A 26,823-nucleotide genomic window follows, 5' to 3' on the forward strand; every position below is an offset into this window, starting at 1 on the left:
TCGGATGCCTTGATGTAGATGAGTTTCGGCATCGTGGCGGGGGCGAGGTCGTATTCGTCCTGGAGGCCGGAGATCTGCTCGTCGGGGGCGACCCAGCCGTAGCTCTCCCAGTAGATGCCGATGAAGATGTCGCTCTGCTCGAGGTAGGAGCGGTAGAGGTCGCGGGGTGGGTGGGGGCGGGCGCCGAGTTCGAACATGACGGGGGCCAGGCGCATGCGTTCGATCGCGGCACGCGCTGCGCGTCGTTCGTCGGCGAGCTCGCGCAGGGTCGAGCTGACGAAGACCCGGATCCGCTGATCGGGCGTGCGGATCACGGGCCGGTGAGCCCCAGTCATGTGCACATCATCGCGCGCTCAGCCCCTGCCTGTCATGCGTATGCCTTGAAAATCCGCCGGATGCCGGCCATCCGTCGCCGGAATCGCAGGTTTATACCGCAGCATCCGAACATCGTCAAGAATCCGGCTGGACACGGCGCGTCGAAAGACATATAGTTGGTAGTTGCGCTCTTGGATACCCCCTGCCCTCATATGGTGGTCGGCTGTCTTGCGTGCCCCCGCTTCGCTGCCTTGCGTCGCCTAGCGGAGAGCGGCGCGCGGGATTCGGGGAAATGATCGAGCACTCCACCTGACGACAAGGAAACAGGCCCCGCCGGGCCCACGGAGGTAATCCCCTTGGCTGCTGCGCACAACGCATCCAACCCCACCACCAACCTCAAGAACGGCCGCGGAGCATCCCGCGTATCGTTCGCCAAGATCTCCGACACGCTGGAGGTCCCCGACCTCCTCGCGCTGCAGACCGAGTCGTTCGACTGGCTCGTCGGCAACGAGGCGTGGAAGGAGCGCGTCGCCGACGCTGTCGCGGTCGGCCGCACCGACGTCCCCGAGACGAGCGGCCTCGAGGAGATCTTCGAAGAGATCTCGCCGATCGAGGACCTCAGCGAGACGATGCAGCTGTCGTTCACGAACCCGTACCTCGAGCCCGAGAAGTACTCCATCGAGGAGTGCAAGGAGCGCGGCAAGACGTACGCGGCCCCGCTCTACGTCGAGGCCGAGTTCATGAACCACCAGACCGGTGAGATCAAGACCCAGACGGTCTTCATGGGCGACTTCCCGCTCCAGACCGGCAAGGGCACGTTCATCATCAACGGCACCGAGCGCGTCGTCGTGTCGCAGCTCGTCCGTTCGCCCGGTGTCTACTTCGACCGCACGCCCGACAAGACCTCCGACAAGGACATCGTCTCGTCGCGCATCATCCCCAGCCGCGGCGCATGGCTCGAGTTCGAGATCGACAAGCGCGACCAGGTCGGCGTCCGCATCGACCGCAAGCGCAAGCAGTCGGTCACCGTCTTCCTGAAGGCCCTCGGCCTCACCAGCGAAGACATCCTCAACGAGTTCGCCGGCTACGAGTCGATCGAGGAGACGCTGTCCAAGGACACGATCCTCACGAAGGAAGATGCGCTCCGCGACATCTACCGCAAGCTCCGTCCGGGCGAGCAGGTCGCTGCCGAGGCCGCGCGCGCGCTCCTGGACAACTTCTACTTCAACCCGAAGCGCTATGACCTCGCGAAGGTCGGCCGGTACAAGATCAACCACAAGCTGGGCCTCGACAAGCCCCTGTCCGACTCGGTCCTCACCGTCGACGACATCGTGGCCACCATCAAGTACCTGGTTCGCCTGCACCGCGGCGACACGGTCTTCGAGGGCATCCGCAACGGCGAGACGACCGAGATCCGCCTGGACGTCGATGACATCGACAACTTCGGCAACCGTCGCATCCGCGCCGTCGGCGAGCTCATCCAGAACCAGGTCCGCACGGGTCTGTCGCGCATGGAGCGCGTCGTCCGCGAGCGCATGACGACGCAGGACATCGAGGCCATCACGCCTCAGACGCTGATCAACGTGCGTCCGGTCGTCGCGGCGATCAAGGAGTTCTTCGGAACGTCCCAGCTGTCGCAGTTCATGGATCAGAACAACCCGCTCGCGGGCCTGACCCACAAGCGCCGCCTCTCGGCCCTCGGCCCCGGCGGTCTGTCGCGTGAGCGCGCAGGCGTCGAGGTCCGTGACGTCCACCCCTCGCACTACGGCCGCATGTGCCCCATCGAGACCCCGGAAGGCCCGAACATCGGCCTGATCGGCTCGCTGGCGTCGTTCGCGCGGATCAACGCGTTCGGCTTCATCGAGACGCCGTACCGCAAGGTCGTCGACGGCAAGGTCTCCGAGCAGATCGACTACCTCACCGCTTCCGAGGAGAGCGACTACATCGTCGCCCAGGCCGGCGTCGAGCTGCACCCCGACGGCCGCTTCGTCAACGATCGCGTCCTAGCCCGCCGTGGCCAGGGTGGCGAGGTCGACCTCTTCCACGCGGAGGAGATCGGCTACATGGACGTCTCGCCGCGCCAGATGGTCTCGGTTGCGACCTCGCTCATCCCGTTCCTCGAGCACGACGATGCGAACCGCGCCCTCATGGGTGCGAACATGCAGCGTCAGGCCGTGCCCCTGCTGCGCTCGGAGTCCCCGGTCGTCGGCACGGGCATGGAGGGCTACGCCGCGATCGACGCGGGTGACGTCGTCACCGCCGAGCGCGCGGGCGTCGTCCTCGAGGTGTCGGCCGACGTCGTCACCGTGCAGCTCGATGAGGGCGGCACCCAGGACTACTTCCTGCGCAAGTTCGACCGCTCCAACCAGGGCACGTCGTACAACCAGCGCGTCATCGTCTCGGCGGGCGACCGTGTCGAGGCCGGCGAGGTCATCGCCGACGGACCCGCGACGGAGAACGGCGAGCTCGCGCTCGGCAAGAACCTCCTCGTGGCGTTCATGACGTGGGAGGGTCACAACTTCGAGGACGCGATCATCCTCAGCCAGAACCTCGTGAAGGACGACACCCTCTCCTCGATCCACATCGAGGAGTACGAGGTGGACGCCCGCGACACGAAGCTCGGCAAGGAGGAGATCACCCGCGACCTGCCCAACGTGAGCCCCGACCTGCTGAAGGACCTCGACGAGCGCGGCATCATCCGCATCGGCGCCGAGGTTCGTCCGGGCGACATCCTGGTCGGCAAGGTCACGCCCAAGGGCGAGACCGAGCTGTCGGCCGAGGAGCGCCTGCTCCGCGCGATCTTCAACGAGAAGAGCCGCGAGGTGCGCGACACGTCGCTGAAGGTCCCCCACGGTGAGCAGGGCACGATCATCGCCGTCAAGGAGTTCAACGCCGAGGACGGCGACGACGAGCTCGGCTCGGGCGTCAACCGCCGCGTCGTGGTCTACATCGCCCAGAAGCGCAAGATCACCGAGGGCGACAAGCTCGCCGGCCGCCACGGCAACAAGGGCGTCATCGCGAAGATCCTCCCCGTCGAGGACATGCCCTTCCTCGCGGACGGCACGCCGGTCGACGTCATCCTCAACCCGCTCGGCATCCCGGGTCGAATGAACTTCGGGCAGGTGCTCGAGCTTCACCTCGGCTGGATCGCCAAGCAGGGCTGGAACGTCGAAGGCACCCCGCAGTGGGCGGCGAAGCTGCCCGAGCAGGCTCGCCAGGCCGCGCCCGGCACCAAGGTCGCCACCCCGGTGTTCGACGGTGCGTTCGAGGAGGAGATCGCGGGTCTGCTGGACTCGACGAACGTCACCCGCGACGGCGACCGTCTCATCGACTCGACAGGCAAGACGCTGCTCTTCGACGGCCGCTCCGGCGAGCCGTTCCCGGCACCCGTCTCGGTCGGCTACATGTACATCCTGAAGCTGCACCACCTCGTCGACGACAAGATCCACGCACGCTCGACGGGTCCGTACTCGATGATCACCCAGCAGCCGCTCGGTGGTAAGGCGCAGTTCGGCGGACAGCGCTTCGGTGAGATGGAGGTGTGGGCCCTCGAGGCCTACGGCGCCGCGTACGCGCTCCAGGAGCTCCTCACGATCAAGTCCGACGACATCCTCGGCCGCGTCAAGGTCTACGAGGCGATCGTCAAGGGCGAGAACATCCAGGAGCCCGGCATCCCCGAATCCTTCAAGGTGCTCATGAAGGAGATGCAGTCGCTCTGCCTGAACGTCGAGGTCCTCTCGGCCGACGGCACGGCGGTCAACCTCCGCGACACCGACGACGACGCCTTCCGCGCTGCAGAAGAGCTCGGCATCAACATCTCCAGCCGTTTCGAGTCCTCGTCGATCGACGAGATCTGATCCGGCCAGGCAACGACAGAATTCCGATACAGGAGAACTGAGAACTAGTGCTCGAATCAACAACTTTCGATCAGCTTCGCATCGGCCTGGCCACCGCCGACGACATMCGTCGTTGGTCGTTCGGTGAGGTCAAGAAGCCCGAAACCATCAACTACCGCACGCTCAAGCCCGAGAAGGACGGCCTCTTCGGAGAGCAGATCTTCGGGCCGTCGCGTGACTGGGAGTGCGCGTGCGGCAAGTACAAGCGCGTCCGGTTCAAGGGCATCGTCTGCGAGCGCTGCGGCGTGGAGGTCACCAAGTCCTCCGTCCGTCGTGAGCGCATGGGCCACATCGAGCTCGCCGCGCCCGTCACCCACATCTGGTACTTCAAGGGCGTCCCGTCGCGCCTCGGGTACCTGCTCGACATGGCGCCGAAGGACCTCGAGAAGGTCATCTACTTCGCCGCCTACATGGTGATCTCGGTCGACGACGATGCTCGTCACCGCGACCTCCCGACCCACGAGAGCAACCTCCGCCTCGAGCTGAAGACGCTCGCGGACCGTCGGGACTCGCGCATCGCGACGCGTCTCGCCAAGCTGGAGGAAGAGCTCGCGGCGCTCGAGGAAGAGGGCGCCAAGGCCGACCAGAAGAAGAAGGTCAAGGACTCCGCCGAGAAGGACATGGCAGCCATCCGCAAGAACGCGGATGACTCCATCGCCAAGCTCGAGCGGGTGTGGGAGGAATTCCGCAACCTCGAGGTCGGCGCGCTCAAGGGCGAAGACGAGATCTTCCACGAGCTGCAGGACCGCTTCGGCCAGTACTTCGAGGCCTACATGGGTGCGGAGTCGATCCAGCGCCGCCTCCAGGCCTTCGACCTGGCGGTCGAGTCCGAGAGCCTCCACCTGCAGATCTCCGAGGGCAAGGGCCAGCGCAAGATCCGTGCGATCAAGCGGCTGAAGGTCGTCAACTCGTTCCTGCAGACCGGCATGAGCCCGGCATCCATGGTCCTGGACGTCGTCCCGGTGATCCCGCCGGAGCTTCGCCCGATGGTGCAGCTGGACGGTGGCCGCTTCGCGACCTCCGACCTGAACGACCTCTACCGTCGCGTGATCAACCGCAACAACCGCCTCCGTCGCCTGATCGACCTCGGTGCCCCCGAGATCATCGTCAACAACGAGAAGCGGATGCTGCAGGAGGCCGTCGACGCGCTGTTCGACAACGGCCGCCGCGGTCGTCCCGTCACCGGCACGGGCAACCGTGCGCTGAAGTCGCTGTCCGACATGCTCAAGGGCAAGCAGGGCCGGTTCCGCCAGAACCTGCTCGGCAAGCGCGTGGACTACTCGGGCCGTTCGGTCATCATCGTCGGCCCGCAGCTCAAGCTGCACCAGTGCGGTCTGCCCAAGCAGATGGCGCTCGAGCTGTTCAAGCCGTTCGTCATCAAGCGCCTGATCGACCTCGGTCACTCGCAGAACATCAAGGCCGCAAAGCGCGCCGTCGAGCGCACGCGTCCCGAGGTCTGGGACGTGCTCGAGGAGATCATCCGCGAGCGTCCCGTGCTGCTCAACCGTGCGCCCACGCTTCACCGTCTCGGCATCCAGGCCTTCGAGCCTCAGCTCGTCGAGGGCAAGGCCATCCAGCTGCACCCGCTCGTCTGCGCCGCGTTCAACGCGGACTTCGACGGCGACCAGATGGCTGTCCACCTGCCTCTGTCGGTCGAGGCGCAGGCCGAGGCCCGCATCCTGATGCTCGCGTCGAACAACATCCTCAAGCCCTCTGACGGCCGCCCGGTCACCCTGCCTTCGCAGGACATGATCATCGGCCTGCACCACCTGACCACGGTCAAGGTCGGCGCCAAGGGCGAGGGCCGCGCGTTCGGCTCGGTCGGCGAGGCGATCCTGGCGAAGGACGAGGGCACCCTCGACCTGCAGGCCAAGGTCCGCATCCGCATCCCCGGTCTCACGTTCCTCGAGTCCGAGGGCGAGACGCCCGAGAGCATCGCGACATACGAGCGCAACGGCCTCGTCGAGGCCTCGCTGGGTCAGGCGATCTTCAACGACACCCTCCCGAAGGGATACCCGTTCGTCCGCGAGCAGGCAGACAAGGGCAAGCTGTCGCAGATCGTCAACAAGCTGGCCGAGGAGTACCCCAAGGTCGAGGTCGCAGCATCGCTCGACCGGATCAAGGACGCCGGCTTCTACTGGGCCACGCGTTCGGGCGTCACGGTCGCGCTGTCCGACATCCTGACCCCGCCCAACAAGGCGGAGATCGTCGCGGGCTACGAGAAGCAGGCCGCGAAGGTCCAGGGCCAGTTCGAGAAGGGTCTCACCACCGACGCCGAGCGTCGTCAGGAGCTCATCAAGATCTGGACCGAGGCGACGGATGCCGTGCAGAAGGCCATGCGCGACAACTTCCCGGAAGACAACACCATCAACCGCATGGTGTCGTCGGGTGCTCGTGGAAACTGGCTGCAGATCCGGAACATCGCCGGTATGCGAGGCCTGGTCAACAACCCCAAGGGTGAGATCATCCCCCGTCCGATCATCTCCTCGTACCGCGAGGGTCTGTCGGTGGCGGAGTACTTCATCGCGACGCACGGTGCCCGAAAGGGTCTGGCCGACACGGCCCTCCGTACGGCCGACTCGGGCTACCTGACGCGTCGTCTCGTCGACGTGTCGCAGGACGTCATCATCCGTGAGGACGACTGCGGCACGACGAAGGGCCTCGAGCTTCCGATCGCGGCGCTGGGTGCCGAGAACACGCTCGTCAAGGACGCCAACGTCGAGAACTCGGTGTTCGCCCGGACCCTCGCGTCGGCTGTCGTCGACGCCAAGGGCGAGGTGCTCGCGGACGCCGGCGACGACGTGGGCGACATCCTGATCGACAAGCTCGTCGCGGCGGGTGTCGAGACCATCAAGGTGCGCTCGGTCCTCACGTGCGACTCGGCTGTCGGTGTCTGCGCGCAGTGCTACGGCCGCTCGCTCGCGACCGGCAAGCTCGTCGACATCGGCGAAGCGGTCGGCATCATCGCCGCCCAGTCGATCGGCGAGCCCGGCACGCAGCTGACGATGCGCACCTTCCACACGGGTGGTTCGGCCTCGGCCGACGACATCACGCAGGGTCTTCCCCGCGTGCAGGAGCTCTTCGAGGCTCGCACTCCGAAGGGCGCGTCGCCGATCGCCGAGTCGGACGGTCGCATCACGATCGACGAGACCGATCGGGCCAAGAAGGTCATCCTCACGCCCGACAACGGCGACGAGCCGCACGTCTACCCGGTGCTCAAGCGCGCCACCCTCCTCGTCGAGGACGGCCAGCACGTCACGGTCGGCCAGCCGATCCTGGTGGGCACGCTCGACCCCAAGGAGGTCATGCGTGTGCAGGGTGCCCGCGAGGTGCAGAGGTACCTCGTGAACGGCGTCCAGGGCGTGTACCGCTCGCAGGGTGTGCCGATCCACGACAAGCACATCGAGGTCATCGTGCGCCAGATGCTCCGCAAGGTCACGGTCGTCGACCACGCCGACACGAACCTGCTGCCGGGTGAGCTGGTGGACTTCAAGAAGTACCAGAACATCAACCGCGAGGCCGTGGCCGAGGGCAAGCGCCCCGCGTCGGGTCGTCCGGAGCTGATGGGTATCACGAAGGCGTCGCTTGCGACGGAGTCGTGGCTGTCGGCCGCATCGTTCCAGGAGACCACCCGCGTCCTCACGCAGGCGGCCATGGAGGGCAAGAGCGACCCGCTCGTCGGCCTCAAGGAGAACGTCATCATCGGAAAGCTCATCCCCGCCGGAACCGGACTTGCGAAGTATCGCAACGTCGCGGTCGAGGCGACGGAAGAGGCCAAGAGCGAGCGGTACCCCAACCGCATCTTCGCCTCGGACGGCGCCTACAGCGACGCCGACCTGAGCTACGTCGACTTCGACAGCTTCTCGACGGACGGCTTCTCGGGCGACTACAACTGACCCCGCAGCTGAACTGAACGACGAAGGCCCCGGCATCCGCCGGGGCCTTCGCCGTTCCCTCTGCGCGCGCCGGTCGGGCGCACTGCCCGACGCGGCTTACCGTTGAGGGGGGAGAGGGGCCGGTATGGCGCGCATCGGCGGTCGCAACCTGTGGCTGGCGTGGCCCGCAGGGCTGCTCTGCGTGGCTGTCGTCGGCACGCTCGCCTGGCTGGCGGCACCCGCGGTGCCGGGCACGGTCCGCTTCGTCGGAGATACCCTCCGCGCGGCGACGTCGGCGCCGGCGGCCGCGGCCGCACAGCCCGTCGCGCAGGCCGCGCTCGACGGCACGGCCCCGATCGACTGCCGAGACCTCTATCCGGCGCCCCTGTGGGGCGAGCTCGCCTGGACCCCGCAGGTGCTGCTCGGCCAGTCCCATGCGTCTCCCGCCACCACGGTGACGGCCCTGGTGGACGCCCTCCAGCCGGCGGTGGCGGTCACCTGCACGTGGCGGGCGGCGGCGGGCACCATCGTCTCCAGCCTGTCGGTGGTCTCACCCGACGCGGCGACCATCGCCGACCTCTCCCTGCGCGGCCAGGGTTTCTCGTGCCGGCCCTTCGGCTCGGGCGTGACGTGCCGGCGAAACGGCGACGGAGTCGTCGAGGAGCAGACCGTGCGCGATGGACTGTGGCTGACCAGCGTCGAGACGACGTGGCATCCGGAGCAGTACGGAGCGCGCCTCGCCGCGTTCATCTGGAGCTGATGCCCTCCGGCGGTCAGTCACTCCTGTCTCGATACGGGGCGTTCCTCGCCTCCCCGACAACCGATCTGGGGTGACCGAGTGCCTGCGGCGGTCAGTCACTCCTGTCTCGATACGGCTCGTTCCTCGCCTCCCCGACAACCGATCTGGGGTGACCGAGTGCCTGCGGCGGTCAGTCAGCCCAGATGTGGTTGACGATGCTGGCGGTGTAGCCGGTCGGGGCGAGGTTCGAGTACTGCGTGTCGATGAGGATGTCGTCGCGCCAGAAGAGCGTCCGGCCATCCGTGACCGGATACGTCTCGTTCGGCCACGTCTTCTCGCACCGTGTGCCCTTGTCGGGCGTGTAGCAGGTGAATCCCTGGGTGGTGGCGAGCTCGTTCAGCATGTCCAGCGCCGGGCCGCGCGCCACGCTGCTGATCTCGGTGCGCATCCCCGTCGTGTCAGCCGCAGGGTCGCCCCAGATGCAGATCAGGCTGCCGTCCGGCTGCGCTCCGGACGGGCCGAACGCCGGGTCGTTCAAGGGGATGCCCTCGAGCTGCACCAGCACATTCTCCGACAGCATCTCGCGGCAGTCGTCGGGGATCTCTGCCATTGCGGTCGCGGATGCGCTCGGAGTCGCCGTGGGAGTGGCGGTCCCGCTTGTGCTCGGCGAGACCCCCGCTGACGGAGTGCTGCCGCCGGCCTCTCCCGGCTCAGGCGCGCACGCGGTCAGCGCCGCGACGAGGACGAGGGATGCCGCGGCGCCGAGGAATGCGCGACGACCGGGACGAAGGCGGGCCATGGCGTCACCTTAGTCGGGGCGGTGTGCGCCGCCGGAGGCGAATCGCCGCGGCATGGCTCCCGGGGCATGCACGGTTCCCGCGTTACCCTCGCTCTGCGGGGGAGTGCCCTGCGTGAGGAAGTGGCATCCGATGAGTGACTCGAAGTCGTCCTACGGCGATCCCGTCGAAGAGCCGCAGCCGGTCGACGATGTCGTGGTGCGAGCGGACGAGAGCCTGGCCGAGGCCGAGGCTGCGGGCCGTGACGCCGTCGGCCAGCCGGCATCCGTTGACGAGCCCGCGCCCGAGGCGCCACCCGCCGAGCAGGCAGCCCCGGTCGACGAGCCCGCGCGGGTCGACGAGCCCGCTGCCGTGACGCCCGAACCGGCCGCGGAGGCTGCCGCACCCGAGCGCACCGATGACGAGATCACGGATGCCGCGGCCTACATGGCGGCTTACCGCGCGGCGTCCGACGACATCGACGCACATCACGCGCCCGAGAGCGCCGTCGCCGCGAAGGCGTACGAGACGCCCGGATCGGATGCGTATGCCTCCGACGCGTACGCCGTGGGCCCGAGCGAACCGGTCGCCCCGGTCGAGCCGGCCGCCCCCGCCCAGACAGTCGCTCCTCAGCCGATCTTCGTCCAGGCGCCCGAGGCGCCGCGCGCGCGGGGCAACCGCGCCGCTGCCGGCGCCATCGGACTCCTCGCGGCTCTGAGCTTCGCCGTCCTCTATCTGGGCGCGTGGCTCGGCATCGGACTGCTGAACGGCGAGATCGAGGGCGACGGCATCGTCGAGGCGATCACGACCGCAGTGATGTCGTGGATCTTCTGGGTGCCGACGGTCCTGTTCTTCATCGGCTTCTGGCTGCTCGGCGCGATCATCAATCGCGGTCGATGGGGTCACTGGGTCATCTTCGGCGTCTTCGTCGGCGTCGTGAGCTGGTTCGGCTACATCCTGGGGCTGCTGTTCCAGGAGCCCTTCTGGATGCTCACCCCCACCGAGGGCGTCGAGCTGATCCGGGACAGCATGTTCGCACCGCTGGCCGTCGTCGCGTTCATCATCGGGCGCGAGCTGACGATCTGGTTCGGCGCGTGGGCCGCGGCCCGCGGCAAGCGTGTGACGGAGCTGAACACCGAGGCGATGCGCGAATACGAGCGGACGCTCGAGGCTGGTCCTCAGCTCTACCGTCACTGAGCCGGCCTCACGGGCTCGCCGTCGACGTATCGTCGAAGGGTGAGCTCCGACGATGGCCAGGGGTCCGGTTCCGTCCGGCCGGTGGTCGCGCTCGCGTTCGCGACAGCCGGTTTCGTCGCGCTCCTGATCTTCGGACTCGGGATGACGAGCCTGGTGGTGGATGAGGACGTCATCGCCGTCCGCGGCCTCGGCCAGGTGCCGGGCATCACGGGCACCATCGCCGCGACGGGCGCCTTCGCGCTGAGCCTCTGGATCGCGCTGTGGCGACAGCATCCCGCGCTCTCGGGCGCCGTCGTGACGATGTTCGCCACGGCCCTCGCCTACCCGGCAGGAGTCTGGTTCGGGGCGCTGCTGGCCGACGCCGCACTCGGGGCGGCGGCGAGCGCCGCAGGGGCGGTCCTGTTGTCGTGGTTCGAGATCGCCATCGCCGTGGCTGCCTTCGTCTGCGCGTGGGCCGGGATCGCGCTCACCCGCACGCGTGCGAGCAGGCCCCGATGGCCCTGGGAGGATCCGTTCGACGAGTAATCTCGATTCGCGGCTTCGCTGCACTCGATCCAAGGATCTCGATTCGCGGCTTCGCTGCACTCGATCCAAGGATCTCGATACGCGGCTTCGCTGCACTCGATCGAAGGGAAAACGCGTCGACCGGGCATTCTGGGCTGCGCACCGGCTACCGTTGAGGCGTGGAGCGGTCGCTCGAGACCCAGGTCAGCCAGGCAGTGGATGCCTGGCTGAAGTGGCTGCCCCGCTGGGAGCCGTCGACGCACCGCGGGCGCGTCGCTCCGTGCCGTCGCTGCTTCGGTTCTCCGGTGCTCTCGGCGGCAGGTCTCGGAGGAGACGTCCCCCACGGGGTTCAGCACGGCCTCTCGACGCGCGTCAAGGCGATCGTCGACCATTCGGTCGCCGAGTACACGACCCGCAACCTCCCGATGCTGCAGGCCGAGCTCGAACAGCAGGCCGCGAGAAACCGCGCCCGCACCTATCGTCCCGGCGATGACCTCGAGCCCGAGTTCGAAGGTCTGCCGCTCGACCCCGACCCGGTGCCCGGCGCGCCCTTCCTCTTCACCATCGCCGGACTCGCGGAGGAGGCGGATGCCGGCATCCCGGCCCTGCCTCCGCTCAGCGACGAGGCGAAGGCTGCCCTCCGCCAGGAGGTCGGCCTCGCCGACGACTACGCCAACATGGTGGGGCGAGAGGTGTGCACGATCCTGCTGCACCACCGGCTGCGCATCCAGAGTGCGGTCGGCCAGTACGTCGAGCCGCAGATCGAGGCGCTGCTGGATGAGCTGACGCGCTCCCTGGACGCTCCGTTCGATCCGAACGAGCCGCCCCCGTCCTGATGCCCGAGGCGGGGTCCAGGCGCATTTGTTAGCATGGCCGGGTTTGCGATGCGCGGTGGGCGCCGCCGCCGCGTCGCCGGATGCAGGAGAGGAACCTCGTGGCCACTCGCCTGCCATCAGCGCCTCCGATCCTTCCCGGGCTGACGTATATCCGTCCTCTGGGATCCGGCGGATTCGCCGACGTGTTCCTCTACGAGCAGGACATGCCCCGCCGGGATGTCGCCGTCAAGGTCCTGCCGAGCGATGTGCGCGACCCCGAGCTGCGTCGCATGTTCAATGCCGAGGCCGACGTTCTGGCGCACCTCTCGGCGCACCCCTCGATCGTCACCGTGTACCAGGCCGGCATCTCGGCCGACGGCCGGCCCTACATCGTCATGGAGTTCTGCCCCGGCGGCCTCGCGCTGCGCTACCGCCGCGAGCGGGTGCCCGTGCCCGAAGTGCTCGAGATCGGCGTGCGGATGGCGAGCGCGCTGGAGTCGGCGCACCGGGCGGGGCTCGTGCACCGCGACGTGAAGCCGAGCAACATCCTCGTGACGACCTTCGGCGCGCCCGTGCTCGCTGACTTCGGCATCTCCTCGTCGCTCACGCGGGAGACCGCCGACGAGGTGCTTGCGATGTCGATCCCGTGGAGCGCGCCCGAGGTGGTCGCCGAGCAGACATCCGGCACGATCGCGAGTGAGGTCTGGAGCCTCGGAGCGACCATCTACTCGCTGCTCGCCGGTCACAGCCCGTTCGAGCGGCGCGAGCGCGGGCAGAACACCAAGGAGCAGCTGCGCCGCCGCATCGCGCGGGCGACCTATACGCCGATCCCGCGCCCTGACGTCCCCGCGTCGCTGCAGGACGCCCTCGCCCGCGCCATGACCCGGGATCCCGCCCGCCGCTTCGCGTCCGCGCGGGAGTTCGCCGAGGCGCTGCGGGCCGTCCAGGCGGAGCTCGGCATCTCGCCCACCGTGCTCGAGGTCCCGGTCGAAGAGTGGAGTGCGGCTGCGGCATCCGTCGACTTCGCCGATTCGGCCATGCGGGGCGCGGCGCGCAGTCACGTCGCGCACGACGAGCGCCGCAAGACGCGGGCGGGTGCCGGGGTCTCGGCGCTCGCCAGAGACGAGGACACCGACATCTCGGTGCCCGACCGCGCTCGGCGGAGGATGCTGCCCTGGATCATCGCCGGTATCGCCGTCGTGACCGCCCTCATCGCCGTGGGCGGCGCGATCGTCTACGCCGGAGTGCTCTGAATGCGTCGACGCACGATCGTCGGCGTCGCCGCCGCACTCGCCTCCGCTGCCCTCGTCATCACCGCCAGCGCGGTATGGCCCGGGCTCGATGCCCAGGAGACCCCGGAAGTCGACTCCGCGGTCTGGGCGCTGCAGACGGGGGATGGCCGCCGATACGCGCGCGTCAACACGGCCGTGGGCGAGCTCGACACCGTGCGCAGCATCGCGAACCCGAGCGAGGTGGCACAGACCGCCGACGACGCGTTCGTGTTCTCGGACAGCTACAGCAAGCTCACCCGCATCGACGCGGCGACGCCCGTGGACCTCGATGAGGAGACGCTGCGCGCCTCGCCGTCGACGCCCCCGGGGACGACGGATGTGACGACGGCGGGCGACTTCGCGGCCTACCGGACCGACTCGGGAGCGGTCTTCGTCGGGCGGCTCTCGACGGGTGAGGCGACGCAGATCGACCCCTTCCCGTCGGAGTCCGACGATGCCCCTCAGTACACCGCCGATGCCATCGCGGTCGACGAGCGAGGCATCCTGTTCAGCTATTCCCGCGAGGACTCCTCTGTGCTGCGCTACGACGTCGCGGCGTCCGAGGTGCGCGGTCGCGACCCGCTCGAGGCGGACGGTCTGGCAGCGCCCGTCATCACGGCGGGCGGCGACGACTGGGCCGTCGTCGACTCCGAGGACGGCGACGTCTGGCTGCGCGGAGGGGATGCGGCGACCGCCGTCGACGCGACGGGCGGCGTGGTCGTCGGCGCCCCCGACCCCACCGGCGACGCGGCCTACCTCGCGACCGAGACGGGGCTCATCAGCGTCAGCCTCGACGACGGGGCGGTGAAGAACGAGTTCGGCACCGGATCCACCGTCATCGGAACCCCCGCGCGCCCGATCGTGCACGAGGGAACCGTCTTCGCGGCCTGGCTGCCTCAGGGCGACGCGGAGGGGGTGCTGTGGAGCGCGAAAGGCGGACCGAAGCCCCTGGACTACGGCGGCCGGGCCCTCGGCGACGAGCGGCGCCCGCAGTTCGTGGCGACCGAGGCGGCCGTCATCCTCAACGAGACCCGCAGCGGCTGGGTGTGGACGGTGCCGGACGCGAAGCTCGTCCCCTCCAGCCAGGACTGGTCGCTCGACGATCGCACGAACCCGGATGCCGAGCCCAGTGACGAACAGCTCACGATCATGATCGATCCGAAGCCGCCCATCGCCGAGCCCGACGCGTTCGGCGTGCGGGCAGACAGCCTCGTCACACTCCCCGTGCTCCTCAACGACCACGACCCGAACGAGGACGTGCTCTCGATCGACCCCACCTCGGTGACGGGCCTGGACCCCGGGTTCGGCACGACGTCGATCACGGACGACGGGCAGCGCCTCGCCGTACGCCTCGCACCTGATGCGGCAGGCGCCGCCACGTTCACGTACGCCGTCACCGACGGCACCGCCGCCGCGGGGCTCCTCTCCGCCCCGACGACGGTCACGATCCAGGTCGCGCCCGACGACCTCGAGTCTGCTCCGGCATGGTGCGGGGTCGACGGATGCCTCGTCCCCTGGCCCGAACCCGAAGTCGCGCCCGGGGGGACGGTGACCGTTCCCGTCCTGCCCGGGTGGGTCGACCCGGAAGGCGACCCGCTGCTGCTGCTGTCTGTCGAGAACCCCTCCGGACGCGGCAGCGTCGCCGCGACACCGAGCGGTGAGGTCGTGTTCCAGCACGCCGACGACGGCAGCGGCGCCGAAGAGCTGATCGAGCTCGCCGTCACCGTCTCAGACACACGCGGGGTCACGACCACCAAGCCGCTGCTGGTGCGCGTCTCGCCGGAGCCGAAGCTGTACGTCCAGCCGTTCGCCGTGGTCGACACCGTCGACGCGGGGCTCACCGTCGACGTGGCACCGCACGTCACGGGCACGGCCGGCGCACTGGCCCTCGAGTCGGTCCGCGTGCTCGACGGCGCCGCGGCGACGGCGACCGTCGTCGGGGGAACGACCGGCTTCGACTTCTCGGCGCAGAGCCCGGGTGCTTTCCGCGTCGGATTCACGGTGACGGACGGACTCAGCGATGCCGATGGCACCGTCCGCATCACGATCCTCCCCGCGGACGCGCCGCCGGAGCTCGCCACGGCACCCGTCGTCGCCTTCGTGCATCCCCAGCAGGACGCGACCCTCGACGTGTTCGCGGCGGTTTCGAATCCGACCCGCCGGGTGCTCCTCCTCAGCAATGTCGTCGTCAACGCCGACGTAGGCACATCCCTCTCCGTCGACACGGTGGGGCAGAACAACCTGCGAGTGTCGGGCACGACCGCTTCGGGGGCGGCCGGGCGCCTGGGGACCGTGGCATACACCGTGAGCGACGGCACCGAGGACCGCGGCGCGAGCGTTCAGGGAGAGGCGACGGTCTACTTGCTGCCTCCGGCCCCCGAACTCGCCCCGATCGCGGTGGACGACACGATCGTGGTGCGCGCGGGATCGCAGATCGACATCCCGGTGCTCGACAACGACTTCGCGCCGGCCGGTGGCCGCCCGACGCTCGACCCGTCGTCCGTGGCCTCATCCAGTGCCGACGCTCTCGCCTTCGCCTCGGGAGACCTGCTGCGCTACCTCGCCCCCGAGGAGCCGGGGGAATACGGCATCCGGTACTCCGTCTACACGAGCGGCTCCCCGGCGCTGGCCGACACCGCGGACGTGCGCATCCAGGTGCTGTCCGCCGATGCCAACCGCGCTCCTCTGCCCGAGACCCTCGAGGGGCGCGTGCTCAGCGGCGCGTCGGCGCTCATCCAGTTCGACGGGTTCGGCATGGACCCCGACGGCGACGTCGTGACGCTCGACCGGATCCTGACCCAGCCCGACAGCGGGGCGGCGACGATCTCAGCCGACGGCTCGTCGATCCTCTACTCCAGCGTGCCGGGTCACCGAGGTCAGGTCTCGTTCCGCTATCGCGTCGTGGACGAGCTGGGTGCGACGGGGGAGGGAACGGTCCGCGTCGGAGTGCTCGACGGCGAGTCCAACCCGAGTCCGATCACGTTCACCGACTACGTCCAGGTGCAGGCCGGCGCCGACCGCACGATCCGGGTGAGTCCGCTCTCGAACGACCTCGACCCCACGATGGGGGAGCTGGCTCTGCAGGAGGTCCGTCCCGACCTCCCACGCGCGTTCGCGGACGGCAGCGAGAATCCCGAATTCACGCGGACCGCCGGGCTCATCGCCTCCCAGACAGACACCACCGTCCTGATCGAGGCGGGCACCCAGCCCACCACCATGTCGTTCCTCTACGACGTCGTGTCCAGTTCGGGCAACACCGGTCGCGGACGCATCGTGGTGCAGGTCGTGCGCGAGAGCGTGCCCGACTATCCGGTCGTGGCGGACACCGTGCTCACCGTCGAGAATCGCGACGACTTCGCGGAGGGCGTCGACGTCATCGCCGGCAAGGCGACCTGGTCTGCCGGAGAGGTGGACGACCTCGCCGTGTCCCTCTGGGGAGATCCGGAGGGAGTGTCCGTCTCCGGCACCGAGCTGCGCGGAAAGCTTCCCCCGAAGACCCGCCTGATCCCCTTCGCCGTGACCGGCGAGGGGCCGTCCGGCACGGTGACGAGCTACGCCTTCCTCCGCGTGCCCGGTGATGACGACGTCTCGCTGGCGCTCCGCAGTGGCGCCCAGACTCCGGAGGCTGCGGAGCTGTCCTCGGTGTCCTTCGATATGGCGACCCTCGTGGCACGGCCCCCTTCGACCCGCCTCGAGGTGGGCGAGGACCTGCGCGTCTCCGGTGCACGGGCCGAGGCCGGATGCGTCATCGAAGGGGGCACGACCATTCGGTATGACGCCGGCGCCGGCGCCCCGTGGGTCGACGCGTGCCAGGTGCCGGTCCGTCTGCAAGGCCAGGATGACTGGACCTACCTCTCGGTGCCGATCACCGTCATCCCGGTCGACCCGCAGCCCGAGCTGCATCCCGCGTCGCTCACGGTCGGCCCCGGCGAGACCGCGACGTTCGATCTGACCCAGATGACCACGTGGCAGCTGCGGGAGGACTGGGACGGCATCGAGTACGCGGTGGAGCACGCCGGCGCTGCCTTCACCGTCTCTCAGGAGGGCTCCACGGTCAGGGTCACCGGCGCGGACACCGCGGTGCCCGGCGCCGAGGAGGTCGCGATCGTCTCGGTGACGAGCCATCCGGCCGTGGCATCGGCGCGGCTCATCCTTCGGGTGGGGGCGGCGCCCTCGACTCTGCCGCAGGGTGCGTCGGTGACACAGCAGTGCTCCCAGGCGGCCGGGTCGTCGTGCGCGATCACCGTCGTAGGCGGACCGGGTGAGGTCAATCCGCTGCCCCGCACGCCTCTGGAGGTCATCGAGGTCCGGCCCACAGGGGCATGCGCCGGCGTGAGCTTCCAGCGCGCGTCGGCATCGTCCGTCGTCGCCTCGTGGACTCCGGATGCTGTCGGCGCGACGTGCACGGCATCCTTCTCCGTGCAGGACGCCCAGGGGCGCCGCACGAACGCCGATCGCGACGGGAGGCTTCTGCTCGACCTGCAGGGGTTCCCCCGCGCGCCCGCGAGCATCGCTCAGACCGGTTACGCCGACGGCACCCTCACGCTGCGCGTCGACCCCGGTGAGGCGCGCCTCGCCTACCCCGGGATCACGGGGTTCATCGTCCGCTCCGGTGGCGTCGAGGCCGGGCGGTGCTCGGCGGACGGAACCTGCCCCCCGATCTCGGCGCCGAACGGCGAGCGTCGCACCTATGAAGCCGTCGCCGTGAACGCGGTGGGCGAGTCGCGCGCCAGCGTCCGGACCGACGCCTGGGCCTACAACGCCCCGACAGCGCCGGCAGCGGTGACGGCGCGTCCGGTCGTGACGCCGAACGGCGAAGGCGGCATCGTCGCCCTCTCGATCGCCGGGATCGACCCGGCGCAGACCGGGGCCGTCGAGGTCACCAGTCCCGGCGGTGAGACGGCGCGGATTCCGGTGCGGCCCGGACAGCAGCAGATCGACCTCCCGTCCTATCGCGTCGGCTCGAACGCCGGCACTCCCGTCACCGTCGTGCCGTTCTCGCGCTTCGAGCTGCCCGCGGGTCTCGGCGGCACCCAGGCGGGCAACGCGGTGACCGTCTCGGCCAACGGCATCGGCGCGCCCCGTGATCCGGTGCTCACGCTCAGCGCAGAGGCCCTGGGAGACGGCACCTCGACGGTCACCGCGCGCGGAGCAGCCGTGCTCAACGGCGACGGCTCGGCCCTGCGCTATGGAATCGTGCGGGACGGCGAGGCGTGCACCACGACCGCGGACGGCGCCAGCGCCACGTTCCCGGGGCTCCCGGACGGCGAGGAGTACCGCTTCACGCTGTGCGTGGACTCGTGGTACGACGGGTCGTCCTTTGGGCGGGCGACGACGTCCCAGAGCGTGCGGGCGGTGCAGAGCGGCAAGGCGCCGAAGGGGTGGACCTTCACCGTCGACGGACAGCCCGACGTCACGGACGGCCGCGCCGAGTGGGTCATCCGCTCGCAGCCCGTGTCGACCGAGCGCGTCCCGAACCGCAACCACGTCGAGTTCTCGGGCTGGCCGACGGGCGTGTTCGACCGCGACCCGGCGATCCAGGTCCGGTATGTGCACGACTTGTGGGGGACCTCGACGCCACCGTCGACCGTGGTGCCGGCGGCGGGCAGTGCGCCCTATCAGCTGCAGGCCACCTGGTGGGTGGAGTCCTGCAGCGGCGGCGGCACACTGACGGCGCGCTGGTCGTCCTCGAACACGGCCCAGGGGACGGCGACCGTCAGCTTCTCCAACGCCGACCTCGTCTACTACGACAAGAACAACAAGGTGCTGGCGCACACCGCCGGCACCTGGGAGGTGCCGCGCGGCGCGGTCCGTGTCGACGGCATCGGCGTGACCGCAGGCTGGAGCGCGCAGGGGTGGGGCCTCTCGAACGCCACCCGCACCATGAGCGCGCAGTGCCAGCCCAACGATCCTCCCGATCCGCAGCCCACCCCCACCCCCACGCCCACCCCGTGATCGCTCCGATCCCGCACGAGACCCCTCCTCGAAGGACACCGCAGATGACCCTGACTCAGGAGCAGGCGACCTGGTTCGCTCAGACCTTCGCGCAGATCGCCGACAACGTCGAGCGCGCGATCCTCGGCAAGCGCCACGTCGTCGAACTGGTGCTCACGGCGATGCTGAGCGACGGCCACGTGCTGCTGGAGGATGTCCCGGGAACCGGCAAGACGTCGCTCGCGCGGGCGCTCGCGCAGTCGGTGCAGGGCACGAACACGCGCATCCAGTTCACGCCCGACCTGCTCCCGGGCGACATCACGGGGATCACCGTCTACGACCAGAAGGAGGGCCGGTTCGAGTTCCACGCGGGCCCGGTCTTCGCCAACATCGTGCTGGCGGACGAGATCAACCGCGCGAGCCCGAAGACGCAGTCCGCCCTCCTGGAGGTCATGGAGGAGGGGCGAGTGACGATCGACGGCGTCACGCGTCCGGTCGGAGTCCCCTTCCTGGTGCTCGCCACGCAGAACCCGGTGGAGCAGGCGGGCACCTACCGGCTGCCCGAGGCGCAGCTCGACCGGTTCATGATGCGCGCGTCCCTCGGCTATCCCGACCACGCCTCGACGGTGCGGATCCTCGACGGGGCAGCCTCGGCGACCGAGGAGCTGTCCCCGATCATCACTCCGCAGGCCCTCGTCGGCATGGCCGATCTCGCCCGCGACGTGTACGTGGACGCGCTGGTGCTCGACTACATCGCGCGACTCGTGGATTCCACGCGCTCCGCCGACGAAGTCCGCCTGGGGGTCAGCATCCGGGGCGCGCTCGCACTCACCCGCGCCGCCCGCACCCGCGCCGCTTCGCAGGGCCGCACCTACGCGACCCCGGACGACGTGAAGGCGCTCACGGTCTCGACGCTATCGCACCGGCTCATCCTGCATCCCGAAGCCGAGTTCGACGGCGTGACCCAGGAGGCCGTCGTCGGCCAGGTGCTGCTCGACGTCGCACCCCCATCCCGCCGCGAGGCCGTATGAGCCTGACCGAGTCCCGCCTGACGCGTTCTGCCGCCGCCACCGGCTCCGGTGTCGGCGAGTCGACGCGCACCGTCGCGCCGCTCACACGCGGCCGCACCCTCGTGCGACTGGCCGTGTGGGCGACGGTGACGTGGCGCGCGCTCGGGGCGGGGATCCGGACCGCGGCCGACTGGGCGTCCCGCACCGTCCGGCCGGCGGGCGTGCTCGTGGCGGTGGCCGCCTCGGCGGGACTCGTGCTCGGCATCGCCTTCGGATGGGTCGAGTGGATGGTGGCGGGCTCGATCGCGGCGCTGCTGCTGATCATGGCCGTGCCGTTCCTCTTCGGCGCACGATCGTACGACGTCGACCTGACCCTCGCTCACGAGCGCGTCGTCGCCGGCGACGGCATCTCGGGCGAGATCGTCGTGCGCAACCACGGTCGGCGGACCGCTCTCCCGGGCCGGATCGACATCCCCGTGGGGGAGGGGCTCGTCGAATTCGGGGTTCCGCTGCTGCGACCCGCGCACACGATCGCGCAGCCCGTCGACATCCCGAACCTCCCCCGGGGCATCATCACCGTCGGTCCCGCCACGACCGTCCGCAGCGACCCGATCGGCCTCCTGCGCCGTGAGCACGCCTTCGAGGACGCGCACGAGGTGTACGTCCACCCGCGGACCGCGACGGTCCCCTCCACGAGCGCCGGACTCATCCGCGACCTCGAGGGAAACCCCACGAGGCGACTCGTCGACTCGGACATGTCGTTCCACGCCATCCGCGAGTACGCGCCCGGCGACTCCCAGCGGCAGATCCACTGGAAGTCCACGGCCAAGACCGGCCAGCTGATGGTCCGCCAGTACGAGGAGTCCCGGCGCTCGCGCATGGCGGTTGTCCTCGCCATCGCCGAGCACGAGTACGCCGACGCCGATGAGTTCGAGCTGGCGGTGAGCTGCGCCGCCTCCGTCGGCCTCCGCGCGGTGCGCGATGCCCGCGATCTCGACATCGTGGTCGGCTCCGAGGTGCCGCGCGTCGTCAGAGGGCGGCTGCGCTCGGTGCAGCACATCCCGGCCGTCTCGCCGCGGGTGCTCCTCGACGGGTTCAGCGGCATCGACAGGCTCGAGAACACGATGCCGGTCGAGGATGTGTGCCGCCTCGCCGCCGAGGCGAACGACCGACTCTCGATCGCCGTCATCGTCACGGGTTCCCGCGTCTCGCTCACCCGCCTGCGGCAGGCTGCGCTCGGCTTCCCCGTCGACACGGCCGTCCTCGCTGTCATCTGCGACGAGCGTGCGCATCCGCGGATGCAGCCGCTCGCCGGACTCACGGTGATGACGGTGGGCACCCTCGATGACCTCTCAGGCCTGCTGCTGCGCGGAGCGACGACATGAGTGCGCGGAGCGACGACATGAGCGGGGTCGACCTCGCCGGCGGCCGCGACGAGGCCGAGCGTCGCCGGCGCACGGCGGAGACCCGCAGGATCGTCACCGGCACGCTGTTCACCGCAGCTATCGTCGCGATCGCGGCGATCGCTGCGTGGCCGGTCTATCGTGAGGGCTCGTTCCCGCTCCTCGTCGGCGTCTCCACGGTCGCCGCCGCGGGCATCGCGGTCCTCGTGACGCTGCGCGGATGGGGAGGATGGATGACGGCCGCCGCCCTCGCGGTCGCCTTCCTGCTCGTCGGCATCCCGCTGGCCGTTCCGTCGAGACTGGGAGGATTCGCCGAGCTGCTGGGCGGCTTCTCCGACCTGGCGACCGGCGCACTCTTCGGATGGAAGGACCTTCTCACCGTCGATCTTCCGGTGGGGACGTACCGCAATCTGCTGGTGCCGGCGCTCGTGGTCTTCCTGGTGGGCACCTGCGTCACCCTGGTGCTCTCGTGGCGCGCGGATCGCGCGGCGCTCGCCGCCGCCCCGATCGGCCTCGCGATGGTGTCGTTCGGCCTCCTCTTCGGCAGCACCTCCACCAGCAGGCCGATCGCGCTGGGCTCGCTGACGCTGTTCGCGCCGGTCGAGACGGCGATCGGCATCGCCGCACTCGTCGTCACCCTGCTGTGGCTGGCATGGCGGACCAGGGACGAGCGCATGCGGGCGCTCCAGCGCGCCGCCGCCTCCAGCGGAGTCCGCATCTCGCGTCGCACCTCCGGGGCCGACCGTCGCCGCGCGGCGCTCGGCGCGGCGATGCTCGTCAGCGCGGTCGTGCTCGTCACCGCCGTCGTGCCGTTCGCCGCTCGCGGGGCGGACCGGACCGTGCTCCGCTCGGCGATCGGACCCGACATCGAGCTCGCTGCTGAAGCGAGCCCGCTGTCGGGCTACCGTTCGCTGTTCGCGGAGGATCGCGCCGCAGAGGTGCTCTTCGCGGTGTCGCCGGAGGCTGGAGCGCCGTCGCGGATCCGGCTGGCGACGCTCGACAGCTATGACGGCGAGGTCTTCCGCGCCGGCGGCGGGGATTCCGCCGAGCAGGCGCAGTTCGTGCGAGTGCCCGCCTCGCTCGACGCCGGTGACGGCGAGCGGGTGCGGGCGCGCATCTCCATCGATGCGCTGGACGGGATCTGGATGCCGACAGCCGGGCGACTCGTCTCGGCCCGCTTCGCCGGCGAGCGTGCCGCCGGTCTCGCGGACGGCTTCTACTACAGCGCCGAGGCCGAAGCCGGAGTGCAGACGGCAGACGGCGGACTCGCCACGGGGGATTCGTACGAGGTGGAGGCGGTCGAGCCCCGGCTGCCGGCACTCGCCGAGATCGAAGCGCCCGGTGGCGCACGCTCCGCCGTCGAAGCGCCCGACAGCCTGACGACGTGGGTCGAGCGGCACCGCACCGGCTCGGGGGGTGCGGCCCTCGAGGGACTCGTGGCGCTCCTTCGAGAGCGCGGCTACCTCAGCCACGGCCTCTCGCTCGAGACCACCGCGAGCGCCTGGGTCGACGAGATGCCCGGCTACCGGCTGCAGCCGAGCGCCTCGGGGCACTCCCTCGCCCGGGTGGGGGCGCTGTTCACGCGTCTGCTCGATCGTGAGACGGACCCCCGGGCCGCGGCATCCGGAAACTATGTCGCAGCCGTCGGCGACGACGAGCAGTTCGCCGTCGCCGTCGCCTTGATCGCGCGAGAACTCGGGTTCCCGTCGCGCGTGGTCATGGGGGCGCGGCTCACGTCGGCCGAACCGGGGCTGCCGGCATGCGAGAACGGACTGTGCCGCGCACAGGACCTCGCCGCCTGGACCGAGGTGCAGGACGAGGCCGGCCGGTGGGTGCCGGTCGATGTGACCCCGCAGCACGAGAACTCCCCGAGCCTCGAGGTGACCGAGCAGCGCGACCCCGAGAACGTCACGGAGGTCCGACCCGACTCCGTCGAGGAGGTCCTGCCTCCCGACCCCGTGCAGGAGGACTCGGGAGCCGACGACTCCGAACCCCCCGCGGACGGTGTCGACCTCGCCTGGCTCGGACCGGCGCTGCGGATCACGGGCATCGCGGTGGCCGTCTTCGTCCTGATCTTCGGCCCGTTCCTCACGGTCATCCTGGCCAAGGCGATCCGGCGTCGCGGGCGCAGGAGGCACGGTGCCCCTGCGTCGCGCATCGCGGGCGGCTGGGACGAGTATGTGGATGCCGCGGTCGACGCCGGACGCGGCGCTCCGCACGCCTTCACCCGGGGTGAGCTGGCATCGGAGTACGCCACGGCCTCGGGAGCGGTGCTCGCCGAGGCGGCCGACCGTGCGGTCTTCTCGCGCATGACGATGACCGCAGACGAAGCGGACGAGTTCTGGCGGATCGTCGAATCCGAGCGCCGGGTGCTCGCGCGCGAGGGTGGCGCGTGGCATCGCCTCCGCGCGACCGTATCGTTGAGATCGTTCGTCCGATACCTGGCCCCCTCGACAGGGCGTCGGGAGCGTACAGCCGAAAGGGAGAAGCGCCGCATCGCTCAGCAGGCGCACACATCGCTATGACCAACCTCGAGCTGTGGAACACCGTGGCGATCGCCACGACGTCGCTGCTGGCAGCGCTCCTCATCTACATCTGGACCGCGATCTCGCTCGGCGCCGTCTTCCGCAAGAGCGGGGAGCCGGCGTGGAAGGGCTGGGTCCCGATCCTCAACATCGTGGTCCTCTTCCGTCTCGCCGGGCTGTCGGGATGGCTCGTGCTGCTGTTCATCTTCCCGATCGCCGGCTGGATCGCACTCCTCGTGGCCGTGCAGCGCATCAACGTGTCGTTCGGCTACGGCGGCGGGATGACGGTGCTCGCGTTCTTCCTCTTCCCGGTGTGGGCGAGCATCGTGGGCTTCGGACCCGAGCGCTGGGTCGGACGCGAGGTCGGGGAGCACCGCGGGCCTGTGCGTTCGACGATGGCCGGCGCCGCAGAGCACGGCTCAGAGGCGGCGCCCCCGGCTGCGGCATACGCTCCGCCCCCCGCGTACGGCCGTGCTTCTCAGACGGGCGAGCGGCCCGCCCCCCAGACGGGATGGACACCGCCTCCCGCGCCCCCGCAGTCGCTCGCCGCGGTGCCGGGTGCGGTCGGCGCGGCCCGCGGCCCCCACCACGACGACGCACCTCCGGCGCCGGTCGACTCCGTGCCCGCAGGACGCGAATCCCGCGAGGCGGCGAGCGCCGCAGCGCCCGCGGACACGCCCACGCCCGCGCCCACGGCATCCTTCCCCGACTCGTCGTTGACTGCCGAGACGCCTGCTGCCGTGCCGGACGATCGGTATGCCGACGACACGTCCTACCCTGCGCCCGCGGCGCCCGCGGCGCCCGCGGCCTGGGCGCCCGCTGCCGCGGMGGCTCCCGCTGCCGCGCGGGGCAAGGGGGAATCCGACGATACGCCCTACCCTGCGCCGGCCGCGCCTCAGGGCCCGGACGCGCAGGACGCCCAACTCGACGAATATGACGGTCCGCGCTTCGTCCGCCGGTCGTCGACTCCGGTCGAGCCGTTCGACGACGACCTCGACGAAGACGATGAGTGGAGCCTCGATGCGGTGCCGGGGTCGGTGACCAGCGAGGTGACCGGCGCCGTGACCGGTGCGCCTGCACCGGTCTCCGCGACTCCGGCGTGGGCGCGCGTGGACGAAGCGCCCGAGGCGGACGCCGCACTGCCTCCCGTCACACGCGTGCCCTCGGCATCCGAGCCCGTGGTCGCCCGTGAGCCGTGGGCGCCCTCGCACTCCCCGCTGCCGGGTGAGGGCGAGGCGTTCCCCGAGAGCTCGGGCCCCGTCTCGGCGATCGCCGGGGCTCCGGATGCCGGCGGCCCACGGTCGGCGCTGGCCTCCGTGTCGGCGCTGCACACGAGGCCGCACATCCCCGACGAGGACGACGACCTCGAGCAGACGATCGTCGCCCGTCGCAAGCGCACGCCGTGGGTGCTGGTGGCGCCCACGCGCGCCCGGATTCCGCTGACCTCCGAGACGGTGATCCTCGGGCGACGGCCGGCCCGCGATCCCGAGTTCCCCGACGCGCAGCTCATCTCGCTCGACGACGACACCCGGACGATCTCGAAGACACACGCACGCCTCGAGCTGCGCGACGAGCGCTGGTTCATCACCGACCTGGACTCGACGAACGGCGTGCTGTTCGCGACCCTCATGGGCACCGAGGTTGCGGCCACCCCCGGCGAGGCGACCGAGGCCGGCGACCGCTTCCTGCTCGGCGATGCTGAGGTGTCGCTCACCAGGAGCGAGGAGTGACCGGTGCCGAGCGGGAGGACGATCTCGCCGACGACACCATCCGCGTGCCCCGTGGCCAGGCCGATGAGGGCGACCCCACTTCGCGCGTCCCGCGTGCAGCCGCCTCCGCTCAGCCGATAGGCCCGGGCGCCGATCAGCGGGAGTCCCTGGGCTCGCCGGCCGAGCATGGTGAGCCGGCAGAGCCCGCCGATGACCTCGACCACCTGGACGACGCCACTGCCATCTCCCGAGGGCGTGTGGGCGACGAGACCCAGCCCGCGCAGGACTCGGACGGCGGTCCCGGGCCGCGCCGCCGCGCCGGCGAGGACGCCGCCGCCGAGGGAGTCGACGCCGACGAGCCGGAAGACGGCTCCACGGTGGTCGCGCGGCGCGAGTCCCGCCGGCGCGCAGCTCGCGAGGAGCTCGCGGCCGCACCCGCGCCCGCCGTGGACAGCGCCGGCGATTCCCCGGCGGCCACCGGACGGATTGCGCAGGTCCCGGGCGAGACGCCCCCGATCTACAAGCCGCGTGCCCCCGAGCCAGTCATCTCCACACGGTCTGCTCCGCCCTCGCGGCCGCCGCAGCCCCCGGTCGATACGCGCGCTGAGATCCTGTATCGCCGACGTCGCGCCCGTCAGCTGGCGCTCGTCGCGGTGATGGCGGGATGCTTCCTCGTCACGGTGCTGGTGGCCGGACTGCTCGCGCTGACGACGTTGATCGGCCGCTAGGGGATTCACGGCGGTCCCGTCATCGCGGCTCGTTTGCCACCCCTCCGCCCGTGCCGTATCATTGATCGGGTGTGCGTTCGCGCGCGCCCTCCAACGTGCCTCGGCGCCGACGAGGGTCGCGAAGCC

Annotated in this window: 15 protein-coding genes; 13 read left to right on the plus strand and 2 right to left on the minus strand. The window is 70.1% G+C overall.

Annotated elements, in window-relative coordinates; translation table 11 throughout:
• The coding region (locus AC1DP3_RS14630; protein WP_477294499.1) for a DUF4062 domain-containing protein at positions 1 to 335 on the minus strand (335 nt) is incomplete at its 3' end.
• Between the two features lie 336 nt (positions 336 to 671).
• Between AC1DP3_RS14630 and rpoB the strand changes: the two genes are divergently transcribed.
• The 3 genes from rpoB to AC1DP3_RS14645 all read left to right on the plus strand — a co-directional run bounded on the left by rpoB (position 672) and on the right by AC1DP3_RS14645 (position 8,846).
• Positions 672 to 4,172 (plus strand): DNA-directed RNA polymerase subunit beta, encoded by a 3,501-nt coding sequence (gene rpoB, locus AC1DP3_RS14635; RefSeq protein WP_477294501.1) that lies wholly within the window; start codon positions 672 to 674, stop codon positions 4,170 to 4,172.
• A gap of 47 nt (positions 4,173 to 4,219) precedes the next feature.
• On the plus strand, positions 4,220 to 8,107 hold the full coding sequence (rpoC, locus tag AC1DP3_RS14640; protein ID WP_477294503.1) for a DNA-directed RNA polymerase subunit beta': 3,888 nt from the start codon (positions 4,220 to 4,222) through the stop codon (positions 8,105 to 8,107).
• Between the two features lie 124 nt (positions 8,108 to 8,231).
• Positions 8,232 to 8,846 carry a hypothetical protein gene (locus tag AC1DP3_RS14645; protein WP_477294505.1) on the plus strand — a complete coding sequence of 205 codons (615 nt, stop codon included), beginning with the start codon at positions 8,232 to 8,234 and terminating at the stop codon, positions 8,844 to 8,846.
• Positions 8,847 to 9,015: 169 nt separating this feature from the next.
• Here the strand turns inward: AC1DP3_RS14645 and AC1DP3_RS14650 are convergent, their stop codons facing one another.
• The gene (locus AC1DP3_RS14650; protein ID WP_477294506.1) at positions 9,016 to 9,624 is read right to left on the minus strand and encodes a hypothetical protein; all 609 of its coding nucleotides are present in this window, start codon (positions 9,622 to 9,624) and stop codon (positions 9,016 to 9,018) included.
• 130 nt (positions 9,625 to 9,754) lie between these two features.
• Between AC1DP3_RS14650 and AC1DP3_RS14655 the strand changes: the two genes are divergently transcribed.
• The 10 genes from AC1DP3_RS14655 (at position 9,755) to AC1DP3_RS14700 (ending at position 26,697) form a co-directional block, all read left to right on the plus strand.
• Complete coding sequence (locus AC1DP3_RS14655; protein ID WP_477294508.1) at positions 9,755 to 10,798, plus strand: ABC transporter; 1,044 nt, start codon at positions 9,755 to 9,757, stop codon at positions 10,796 to 10,798.
• 39 nt (positions 10,799 to 10,837) lie between these two features.
• Positions 10,838 to 11,323, plus strand: a complete 486-nt coding sequence (locus AC1DP3_RS14660) for a hypothetical protein (protein ID WP_477294510.1) — start codon at positions 10,838 to 10,840, stop codon at positions 11,321 to 11,323.
• A 158-nt stretch (positions 11,324 to 11,481) separates the two neighbouring features.
• On the plus strand, positions 11,482 to 12,138 hold the full coding sequence (locus AC1DP3_RS14665) for a spermidine/putrescine ABC transporter substrate-binding protein (protein WP_477294512.1): 657 nt from the start codon (positions 11,482 to 11,484) through the stop codon (positions 12,136 to 12,138).
• A gap of 98 nt (positions 12,139 to 12,236) precedes the next feature.
• Complete coding sequence (locus AC1DP3_RS14670; protein ID WP_477294513.1) at positions 12,237 to 13,370, plus strand: serine/threonine-protein kinase; 1,134 nt, start codon at positions 12,237 to 12,239, stop codon at positions 13,368 to 13,370.
• The gene (locus AC1DP3_RS14675) at positions 13,371 to 19,343 is read left to right on the plus strand and encodes an Ig-like domain-containing protein (RefSeq protein WP_477294515.1); all 5,973 of its coding nucleotides are present in this window, start codon (positions 13,371 to 13,373) and stop codon (positions 19,341 to 19,343) included. It begins immediately after the preceding gene.
• A gap of 44 nt (positions 19,344 to 19,387) precedes the next feature.
• Entirely contained in the window at positions 19,388 to 20,353 is a 966-nt protein-coding gene (locus AC1DP3_RS14680; protein WP_477294517.1) for an AAA family ATPase, read from the plus strand.
• The gene (locus tag AC1DP3_RS14685; RefSeq protein WP_477294519.1) at positions 20,350 to 21,717 is read left to right on the plus strand and encodes a DUF58 domain-containing protein; all 1,368 of its coding nucleotides are present in this window, start codon (positions 20,350 to 20,352) and stop codon (positions 21,715 to 21,717) included. Before AC1DP3_RS14680 ends, AC1DP3_RS14685 begins: the two co-directional genes overlap by 4 nt.
• Positions 21,714 to 24,260 carry a transglutaminase TgpA family protein gene (locus AC1DP3_RS14690; RefSeq protein ID WP_477294521.1) on the plus strand — a complete coding sequence of 849 codons (2,547 nt, stop codon included), beginning with the start codon at positions 21,714 to 21,716 and terminating at the stop codon, positions 24,258 to 24,260. The genes AC1DP3_RS14685 and AC1DP3_RS14690 overlap by 4 nt, the downstream gene beginning before the upstream one ends.
• On the plus strand, positions 24,257 to 25,990 hold the full coding sequence (locus AC1DP3_RS14695) for a DUF5684 domain-containing protein (protein WP_477294523.1): 1,734 nt from the start codon (positions 24,257 to 24,259) through the stop codon (positions 25,988 to 25,990). Before AC1DP3_RS14690 ends, AC1DP3_RS14695 begins: the two co-directional genes overlap by 4 nt.
• Positions 25,987 to 26,697, plus strand: coding sequence for a hypothetical protein (locus tag AC1DP3_RS14700; RefSeq protein ID WP_477294525.1), 711 nt, complete (start codon positions 25,987 to 25,989; stop codon positions 26,695 to 26,697). The genes AC1DP3_RS14695 and AC1DP3_RS14700 overlap by 4 nt, the downstream gene beginning before the upstream one ends.
• The last annotated feature ends 126 nt before the right edge of the window (positions 26,698 to 26,823 follow it).

Source organism: Microbacterium sp. P5_B6 (genome assembly GCF_056400345.1).